At 42.7% G+C, this 8,614-nt stretch carries 11 protein-coding genes; 6 read left to right on the top strand and 5 right to left on the bottom strand.

Annotated elements, in window-relative coordinates; all coding sequences use genetic code 11:
• Window positions 1-284: hypothetical protein (locus ACH0QE_RS12020; protein ID WP_415800882.1), on the top strand; the 284-nt coding region annotated here is incomplete at its 5' end.
• 43 nt (window positions 285-327) lie between these two features.
• On the opposite strand, the gene ACH0QE_RS12015 is transcribed toward ACH0QE_RS12020, so the two are convergent.
• Window positions 328-558, bottom strand: a complete 231-nt coding sequence (locus ACH0QE_RS12015; RefSeq protein ID WP_167834127.1) for a hypothetical protein — start codon at window positions 556-558, stop codon at window positions 328-330.
• A 144-nt stretch (window positions 559-702) separates the two neighbouring features.
• Between ACH0QE_RS12015 and pdaB the strand changes: the two genes are divergently transcribed.
• Window positions 703-1,455, top strand: a complete 753-nt coding sequence (gene pdaB, locus ACH0QE_RS12010; protein ID WP_415800881.1) for a polysaccharide deacetylase family sporulation protein PdaB — start codon at window positions 703-705, stop codon at window positions 1,453-1,455.
• 8 nt (window positions 1,456-1,463) lie between these two features.
• Here the strand turns inward: pdaB and ACH0QE_RS12005 are convergent, their stop codons facing one another.
• Window positions 1,464-2,129, bottom strand: a complete 666-nt coding sequence (locus tag ACH0QE_RS12005) for a KinB-signaling pathway activation protein (protein WP_415800880.1) — start codon at window positions 2,127-2,129, stop codon at window positions 1,464-1,466.
• A gap of 148 nt (window positions 2,130-2,277) precedes the next feature.
• On the opposite strand from ACH0QE_RS12005, the gene gerD reads away from it, so the two are divergent.
• The gene (gerD, locus tag ACH0QE_RS12000) at window positions 2,278-2,919 is read left to right on the top strand and encodes a spore germination lipoprotein GerD (RefSeq protein WP_415800879.1); all 642 of its coding nucleotides are present in this window, start codon (window positions 2,278-2,280) and stop codon (window positions 2,917-2,919) included.
• Window positions 2,920-3,015: 96 nt separating this feature from the next.
• Here the strand turns inward: gerD and ACH0QE_RS11995 are convergent, their stop codons facing one another.
• The 3 genes from ACH0QE_RS11995 to ACH0QE_RS11985 all read right to left on the bottom strand — a co-directional run bounded on the left by ACH0QE_RS11995 (window position 3,016) and on the right by ACH0QE_RS11985 (window position 5,442).
• The gene (locus ACH0QE_RS11995) at window positions 3,016-4,071 is read right to left on the bottom strand and encodes a P-loop NTPase (protein WP_415800878.1); all 1,056 of its coding nucleotides are present in this window, start codon (window positions 4,069-4,071) and stop codon (window positions 3,016-3,018) included.
• Between the two features lie 137 nt (window positions 4,072-4,208).
• Window positions 4,209-4,925, bottom strand: a complete 717-nt coding sequence (gene cwlD, locus ACH0QE_RS11990; protein WP_415800877.1) for an N-acetylmuramoyl-L-alanine amidase CwlD — start codon at window positions 4,923-4,925, stop codon at window positions 4,209-4,211.
• 73 nt (window positions 4,926-4,998) lie between these two features.
• Window positions 4,999-5,442: a YbaK family protein gene (locus ACH0QE_RS11985; protein ID WP_415800876.1), complete on the bottom strand. Its 444-nt coding sequence runs from the start codon at window positions 5,440-5,442 to the stop codon at window positions 4,999-5,001.
• Between the two features lie 258 nt (window positions 5,443-5,700).
• Between ACH0QE_RS11985 and ACH0QE_RS11980 the strand changes: the two genes are divergently transcribed.
• The 3 genes from ACH0QE_RS11980 (at window position 5,701) to ACH0QE_RS11970 (ending at window position 8,438) form a co-directional block, all read left to right on the top strand.
• Complete coding sequence (locus ACH0QE_RS11980) at window positions 5,701-6,666, top strand: S8 family peptidase (protein WP_415800875.1); 966 nt, start codon at window positions 5,701-5,703, stop codon at window positions 6,664-6,666.
• Entirely contained in the window at window positions 6,663-7,436 is a 774-nt protein-coding gene (locus tag ACH0QE_RS11975) for an endonuclease I family protein (protein WP_415800874.1), read from the top strand. Before ACH0QE_RS11980 ends, ACH0QE_RS11975 begins: the two co-directional genes overlap by 4 nt.
• Before the next feature lie 309 nt (window positions 7,437-7,745).
• Window positions 7,746-8,438, top strand: a complete 693-nt coding sequence (locus ACH0QE_RS11970; RefSeq protein ID WP_415800873.1) for a hypothetical protein — start codon at window positions 7,746-7,748, stop codon at window positions 8,436-8,438.
• Window positions 8,439-8,614: the final 176 nt, after the last annotated feature.

The following is an 8,614-nucleotide window of genomic DNA, read 5'->3' as shown; positions in this document are numbered from 1 at the left end:
GTCCTGAGCCAGGATCAAACTCTCCAAGAAAGAGTATGAGTTTAGCTCATAATTTAAAACGTTGGCTCATGGTCTTCTATAATAGAAGCCATGATAAATATTGTTTGTTGACGCTTGTTTGTTTAGTTTTCAAAGAACAATTTATTGTCTCGCCGCTCAGAAGCGACTTTCATAATATAACATGTGACCAATTTGATGTCAACCACATTTTTTATTATTTTTTCCGCCGATTCACTGTGTTACCGAGTGGATCAGCAGCGACGTTTATTAATATAACAGGATAATTTATTTACGTCAACAAATATTACGAAAAAGTTTTCTAATTGTTTATTGACCTTTATACATGCTCTTCTTCGCTGGCATATACTTAAGGCATTCCTTTGGAGATGCTACTCTTTTAAAGAGCGAAAACAGTATTTGATATCTTTCTTTCATTGACCTCTTTACTACATGATCAATACGATCGTCCTTTAGATCGAATAGGATTTCATCCATTTCTCTTTTAATTAAGTATTCTAGCTCTTTCAGTTCCTTTTCATTGATCAGAACACCAAGCATACATACACTCCTGTTCATTTTTCACATAGTGCTTGTAGTGTTGTCTTTTTTTCGGATTTTTATAATCTGATTTTTATTATCATATCTTTTTGACCTGCGGAATAAAAATGAGACAAGGAGTGCATTGGACGAGGTGGTGAGAAAATGAATTTCTTTTATGTAATGAATGCTAAGTCGATTAAAACAGTTTTTGTTATCGTGATTGCAGCTTTTTTTACAGCATGGTTCTTTTACATGGAAAACATGGTCCAACTCCCTGCTTTTTCAGCAAAAGATGGCCCTAAAGCCATTTATAAAGGAGAAAAGGATTTAGCTTTGACCTTTAATATTGGCTGGGGCGATGAAAAAGCGGAACCGATTCTTGACGTTCTGAAGAAAGAGAAAGCAGGAGCTGTCACCTTCTTCTTGTCAGGATCCTGGGCAGAGAGACATCCAGACCTGGTGAACCGAATGGTGAAAGAGGGATATGAAATTGGCATGCTTGGATATGAGTATAAGGATTATACCGATCTAGAGGAAGATAAAATCAGGCGTGATATCCTAAAAGCTCAGGAAGCATTTAAAAAGCTTAATGTTAAGAACATCGAGCTGCTGCGTGCCCCTACTGGCCATTTTGATCAACGCACCTTAAAAATTGCCGAACGACTCGGATATACAGTCGTCCACTGGAGTCTTGATACAAAGGATTGGACGAATCCTGGCACTGAGGTCATTGCCGAGAATGCTGCAAAGGCAAAGAAGGGTGATATCTTGTTGATGCATGCTTCTGATTCAGCTAAACAAACAGCGGAAGCACTGCCTCTGGTGTTAAAGGATATCAGGTCAAAGAATCTGAAGATGGTCACAGCTTCAGAAATGATTGCCAATGGTGATTCTAAATCAGCAGAAATAAAATAACCGTCCAACTACGCGTTGGACGGCTTTTTTTGTACTTTTTTATTTGTTTTAGCCTTTTTATCAAGGGCTTTTCTCTCTTCCTGTGATTTCTGGTTAAGCTTATGCAAAACCAGCAGCTGGTAAGCATTGCATGCCAACAATGGAAATAACATGAGATAAAGCCAGCTGTGCTCGTTTACTCGGAGTACCGGCACCCATTCAATCACGGTTACAACTACCATGAAGAATAATGCAGGAATAAAAGCGTCTTTATTTGTTTGCTTGACCTTCATAAAAGCCACAATCACCCCTGCGGCCAGAACGATTACCGCGAGCCCTATATAAGGCATGATACTCTCGCCGCTTTCCGCAAATACGTCATAACGCAAATAGACGAGGTCAAACAATACAAAAGCAACCAACAGGACTTGTACAGGCTTCCATAGTGATTTAAAAATACCAAGGCCAAAACGATGTACTGTCAAATAAGCAAAGAAACCCATTTGGCTAAGAATACTAAATATAAGACCCACACCCATTAGCCATACTAAAATTGAAAGGAATTCAAGAATGTTGAAATCACTTAACAGCTGCTGGAATTCACTCCAGCGGACAATAAAACCAACCAAAGCAGTTGTCACCGCTCCAACAACCAGGGTGGTGAGAAATAAGTGTACCCAATTACGGCTTGTCACGATTTTTTCCCCCAGAACAAAATTAAACTTCACCATTTGATTGTACCAATGCGGGTTTGAAAAATCTAGGTGTCGTTATTCATGTATAACAATTTGTCATTTTACTCATCCTAAAATTAGGGCTGTCTATGTGAAAGGGGAATGGAAGATGAAGAAGATTATGAAGTTTTTACTCCCTGCATCCTTTTTACTTTTAGCTGCCGGCTGCGCTTCTCCAGCCGAGTCAGCAGGGGGGCAAGTCGATTACGAGGAAACAAAGAAAATGGTTGTCGACATCCTGAAGACTGATGATGGAAAAAAAGCAATTCAGGAAGTCATGGGTGACGATGGCATGAAGGAAAAGCTAATAATGGACCAACCGGTCGTAATTGATACAGTCGAAAAGACAATGACCTCCGAGAAAGGCATGGAGTTTTGGAAAAAATCCTTTGAAGATCCAAAATTCGCTGAGAGCGTTGCAAAAAGCATGAAGAAGGAAAATGAAAAGCTGTTAAAGGATCTTATGAAAGATCCAGAATATAAGGGCATGATGATTGAGGTAATGAAAGACCCGGAGCTTGAAAAAGAACTGACCACTTTGCTGAAAAGCAAAGAATACCGGGAGCATTTACAAAAAGTCATGACCGAAACTTTTGAAAGCCCATTATTCAAAGCGAAGCTGCAGGCATTGATTGTCAAAGCTGCTGAGGAAATGCCAACCCAAAAGTCTGAGGGAGACGCAGAAGAAGGCGGCGGCGGTTCTGGCGGCGGTGGCGGTGCGGAATCAGGCGGCGGCTCTGGAGGGCAATAATAATTGAAAGATAGCACAGGCGCTTTGGTCAGCCCCGACCAGCAAGCCAAATAGATATATGAAGAGCCTCTCCTGCTGAAGGAGAGGCTCTCTTTATTACTTTCCAAGCATTTGGACAACTTGCTGGGCAATATTTGTATAAAGTGCGCCAATTTTATCGTCTTCCTGATAAATGGATGGTGCAAAGTCTTCTTCATTCCAGGTTGGCTGGCCTAATGGCAGTTTGCCTAAAAGCTTAGTGTTTAGCTCGTCCGCCAGCTTTTCACCGCCGCCTTGTCCAAAGACATATTCTTTTTCCTCAGTTAGCTTGCTTTCAAAGTAAGACATGTTTTCAATGACACCGAGGATTTCATGTTCTGTGCGAAGAGCCATCGCACCTGCACGTGCAGCAACGAATGCCGCTGTCGGATGCGGAGTGGTAACGATGATTTCTTTACATGATGGCAGCATGGTGTGAACATCCAGCGCAACATCCCCTGTTCCTGGAGGCAAGTCCAACAGAAGATAATCCAGCTCTCCCCACTCAACTTCATTGAAGAAGCTGTTCAGCATTTTGCCAAGCATTGGTCCGCGCCAGATGATCGGAGCGTTATCTTCCACAAAGAATCCCATAGAGATAACTTTCACTCCATGTCTTTCTACTGGAATGATTCTTTCTCCTCTTACAACCGGACGCTTTGTGATGCCCATCATGTCAGGAACACTGAAACCGTAGATGTCCGCATCAACAAGACCAACTTTCTTTCCTAAACGCGCTAGTGAGACAGCAAGGTTAACGGATACTGTAGATTTCCCTACTCCTCCTTTTCCGCTCGCGATCGCGATGAATGTTGTTTGGCTATTAGGAGACAGCAAGCCTTCCTCTTCTTCAGGAGCCGCTGTCTGGAATTTTGATAGAACTTCTGCAGGCAGTTCAGAGAAACGCAATCCTACAGATGCCGCTCCCGCGCTTTTTAAGATATTGACAATTTCCGTTTGCAGCTGCAGCTGTTCTGCAGTACCTGTTTTCGCGATAGCTATTTTAACGCTTACATGGTTCTTCTCTTCTTTAATCTTGATTTCTTCGATTGCATTTATCTCTTCGAGTGTTTTATGTAAAAATGGTTCCTTAAGGTCTTTTAAACTTTCGCGCACCTTAGCTTCAGTTAACATAAATGACACCTTCCTCTGTAAAAATTTATCTCCAAGGACAGTATAACATATTGATAAAATTCCTAAGTGTTAAACCTATCACACATTTCTGAAAGATATTTCTTCCAAAAAGAAAAAGAAGGATCCAGGACCCTTCATTATTTTTCCCAAAATTTCTGTTCATCTGTAAAATATCTGAGCATACCTTCATAAATTGATCCTGCAACTTTTTCCTGATAAGCCTCATCTTTCAGATTTGCGGCTTCCTGGGGATTTGATAAAAATCCTATCTCGACCAAAACCCCAGGTTTATTCGTATGTTTCAATAAATAGATGCTATTCGCCGCCTTTGCATCTCGGTCTGTGTTTTCAAGGTTTCGGCGTAATTCGTCCTGAATAAGTTTGGCGGCTCGTTTGTTTTCTTTATAATTCGTGGAGTAGAATGTTTGCGCCCCTTTCCATTTGGATGATGGGATCGCATTCAAGTGTATCGTTGCATAAAAATCCGCCTCGGACTCATTAATCAAATCCAGTCGTCTTTTTAAATCCTGGACCTTTCGCTTACTGTAGCCCTTTAGGCCTTTATCCGCGAGGTCAATATCTGTTTCGCGCGTCATGATTACAAGTGCCCCCTGCTGCTGGAGATAATCCCGTAATTTCAAGGAAACGTTAAGCGCGATATCTTTTTCAAAGGGTTCATCTTCTCCTGCTCCCGGGTCAACCCCTCCATGTCCAGGGTCAAGATAGATGATTTTTCCTGAAAGCGGAAGGTTCCAGGATTCCCAGGAGTCATGCTCGGTAAAATCATACTGCAATATAAGGAACAGCACGGCAAGGCCGGCTGCAAATAATACGAATTTGAGTTTCTTCAACATGTTCTAAACCATCCTTCCCAGCTAGTCCCTGATAATAAACTATATGGGACAGGTAGACGGTTTAGAACTGCTGCTAGTGCAGCCTCAGTTTATATTTCTTTTCACCCTTCATGAATCCTTCTCTCCACCAGCTGTCTACATACTGTTCACACAAGTAATAAAGCTCTTCTGAACCTACTCCCTCTTCACCCTTCCCCCAAAACAGGAAAAAGTTATATAAGGTGTCAATCAAATGCCGCTCTTCTTTTTCACACCGGGGCTTCACCGCTTCTATCGGTTCACCGAAGTATCCAAAACGGCTGAATTTCGCGCCCAGTAGATATGCCTCTATAGCTACATCGTAGCAAGCTTCTTCGATTCCTGAATTCATGATGAGATTCGAGGTCAGCCTTGATGAGCCAAAATATTGTTTCACCCTGCCTTGCAGGATGTTGATTGATAATTCACGGAGCATCGATCGCTCATATTTCACTTGTTTTTGTTTTCTTTTATCTACAAATGTCGTTACGACGTTCAAAGTAATCTCACCCCTTAGAAAGTAGTGTTCAACCTGCTTAAGGGTGTAATGCAATTTTGACCGACGATTCCTTTTCCAGTTTTCTCAGACGTTTACTGAATAAAATCACGGTATTTCCATTAGGATGAAATGCCCAATTATGGATATCTGTTTCTAGTAAATACCCTACTAACGGTCCTGTTTATTAATAGTCAGAATTGTTAGACTTATTATTACAACTAGAACTAGCTTCAATTTTATCTCTAAGGAGGGAAAGAAATGGAGCAAGGTGTTCGTGTTATTCCTTATACCGTGATCGATGAAGCTGATGAAATCAAAGAGATGCCAAAAGGTGTTGAGATGATCCAGGCACCCAAGCTTTGGAACGAAACGAAAGGAAAGGGAATGAAGGTTGCAGTTTTGGATACTGGCTGTGAAATTACACATCCTGATTTAAAGGATCGAATTATCGGCGGAAGGAATTTTACCGATGATGATCGCAGCAACCCTGATCTTTATACTGACTATAATGGCCACGGTACACATGTGGCAGGCACGATCGCTGCCCAGGAAAATGAGGCCGGCGTCATCGGTGTTGCGCCTGAGGCTGGTCTGCTGATTGTAAAAGTATTGAACAAAGCTGGTTCAGGCAAGTATGAATGGATTATCAAAGGTATTCAGTATGCAATTGAGCAGGAAGTAGATATTATCTCCATGTCACTGGGCGGACCAGCAGACGTTCCTGAATTGCACGAAGCGATTCAGACAGCTGTTAAAAAGAATATCCTTGTCATTTGTGCCGCTGGCAATGAAGGAGATGGCGACGATGCAACCAATGAATTTGCCTATCCTGGTGCTTATAACGAAGTCATCAGTGTTGGGGCAGTGAATCTTGAAAGAGGTTCATCCGATTTTACCAACTCACATAATGAAATTGATGTCGTGGCTCCAGGTGAGCGGATTACTTCAACATATTTGAATGGAAAATATGCGACCTTGAGCGGGACCTCGATGGCGGCTCCCCATGTATCCGGTGCCCTGGCACTGATTAAGACTTATGCTAAAGTCCACTTTGAGCGAGAGCTAACAGAACCTGAATTATATGCTCAATTGGTCAAGCGGACTGTGCCGCTCGGCAATTCGCCAAAGCTGGAAGGCAATGGACTCGTTTATCTGACTGTGCCGGAGCACCTGGCTGAAATATTCGACCAGAGCTTCAAAACGATGGTCATGGATGCGATATGATCCTGTCTGCTAGCGAGGCGTATATTCATAACATCCAGAATAAAACGTATTATGATGCAGAGCTGGATGCAAAATTGCGCGATGAGTATTACTGTGATGCTGCTTTTGCACGGGAACAACTTCATTCACTGCTGGTCAGAACGCACTCCTCCCATTTGAAGTATTCGCCGCATGAGTATGTTTATCCATGGGTGGACTTACAGGAGAACCTGCAGTTGAAGAGCCTTTACTCCGGGCAGGAACTTGACCCAGTCGAGGTGATCGAGGAGGATTTGCGGCTTATTAGAACTCTAAGTGAAGGAGGCTTTACAGCTAGTTCCGAGATGCTTTTCAATACTGAACATGTAGTACCTCAATCCTGGTTTGATGGCGATGAACCGATGCGAGGCGATCTTCATCACTTGTTTGCCTGTGAACCTGGATGCAATAGCATGAGGAGCAATCTTCCGTATCACGATTTTGAGCCCTATGATCCCGAATTCACTGCTTCAGGAATCAGGACAGGCTGCGGCATGGTAGAAACCGGTAAATTCGAACCCGAATATGGAAAAGGGATTGTCTCGAGAGCCGTCTTTTATTTCGCTTTAAGATTTAAGGATGTTATAAAGATGGATGCAAAAATGGACCTACAGCTTCTGCTTAGCTGGCACAATGAGCACCCTGTTACTCTATATGAAAAGCATCGAAATGCAGCAATCCAGGAGCTCCAGGGTAATCGCAACCCTTTTATTGATTTTCCGGAGTTAGCTGGAGACATGCTTTGCCTGTAGAAGGAAACCGCCTGGAAGCGTTCAAAGCTCAGGCGGTTTTTCTTTGGGAGCTGTTTTTCATTTATAGGTATTGTTGCGGGTTCCTTTTACCCTTTTTGCCTCTTCTCCACATTTGCGGTTAATGCAAAGCCATCCTTTTACCCTATTGGCTTCGTTTTCGCATTTTCGGGTTATGTAGGCGTTCTTCCTGCTATGCTTGACTGGTGTACAGCAACCTCCCCCAATATGATTTTCCTCTATTTTACTAACAAGGATATTGTGGACAGCAGGGCAAGCTAAACCTGAATACAGATGAAGGGATGGATTTTTATGTCTATGGAATGGTTCGATCGTGTCGTTGGAGAGCTGCAGGATCATCTTGAATCTATTTGTGAAAAGTATGATCAAGAAGGTCAGATGGCGGTTGAGAGAGGTTCGAAGCATCCAAGGATACAGTTCTTTGTGGATTATGATGATGGTGAAAGAGACTATTTCTATATATTATATTTCGATCCGCATAATGATGAATTCTATACAGAGACCATTGATGAGGATCTTGAGCAGCCTGCGCGTGTCATCCTCTCAGATATTGATGATATTGTCGATGCGGTTCACGAAGGTTTCCACGATTACATAAACGATGATGAGGACGAGCTCGATGTCGTTTATGCTACGGAGGATGACGACACAATATATTATGAAGATGACGGAATCGAAGAAGATGATGAGTTATATGTGGCGGAGCTTATAGACGAAGATGATATCCTTGAGGAAATCGATGTTGAGTGGGAAACACCTGAGGTCACGGCATTTTTAAAGGAGGATGAAGTTGAGGTTACCTACCAGTTCGGTCTTGTAGAAGAGACGGGTGACGGAGTCCTTCGCCGCATTAACCGGATTTGGACCGAGGATGATGAAATGGTTAAGGACGAAACGAATTTTATTTTTACTAAGGAAGTGGCTCCAACCATTATAGCAATGATTGCTAGCCATATGGATTCCATGCAGGGATATGAGGATTAAAGCATCAAGACGGAGGCAATCAGTAGATTTCCTCCGTCTCAGACTGTAGACAAACTCGATGAAAATCGTGTTTGTTTACAGTCTTTTTTTGATTGGTGGTGAAATTGGGGCTGTTGATTTCCGTTCCAGGCGCTTCGCTTTCCGCGGGGCCGGCGCTGAGCCTCCTCGCCGCCGTT

The organism is Mesobacillus sp., from assembly GCF_047739415.1.
GTDB lineage: Bacteria > Bacillota > Bacilli > Bacillales > Cytobacillaceae > Mesobacillus.
Note: the sequence above shows the minus strand (reverse complement) of the source record. Positions and strands in the feature narration are given on the sequence as shown.

Coding starts and splice junctions, on each gene's coding strand:
- ACH0QE_RS12015 (WP_167834127.1), bottom strand. CDS start 558: ATGCTTGGTGTTCTGATCAATGAAAAGGAACTGAAAGAGCTAGAATAC.
- pdaB (WP_415800881.1), top strand. CDS start 703: ATGAATTTCTTTTATGTAATGAATGCTAAGTCGATTAAAACAGTTTTT.
- gerD (WP_415800879.1), top strand. CDS start 2,278: ATGAAGAAGATTATGAAGTTTTTACTCCCTGCATCCTTTTTACTTTTA.
- ACH0QE_RS11995 (WP_415800878.1), bottom strand. CDS start 4,071: ATGTTAACTGAAGCTAAGGTGCGCGAAAGTTTAAAAGACCTTAAGGAA.
- cwlD (WP_415800877.1), bottom strand. CDS start 4,925: ATGTTGAAGAAACTCAAATTCGTATTATTTGCAGCCGGCCTTGCCGTG.
- ACH0QE_RS11980 (WP_415800875.1), top strand. CDS start 5,701: ATGGAGCAAGGTGTTCGTGTTATTCCTTATACCGTGATCGATGAAGCT.
- ACH0QE_RS11975 (WP_415800874.1), top strand. CDS start 6,663: ATGATCCTGTCTGCTAGCGAGGCGTATATTCATAACATCCAGAATAAA.
- ACH0QE_RS11970 (WP_415800873.1), top strand. CDS start 7,746: ATGTCTATGGAATGGTTCGATCGTGTCGTTGGAGAGCTGCAGGATCAT.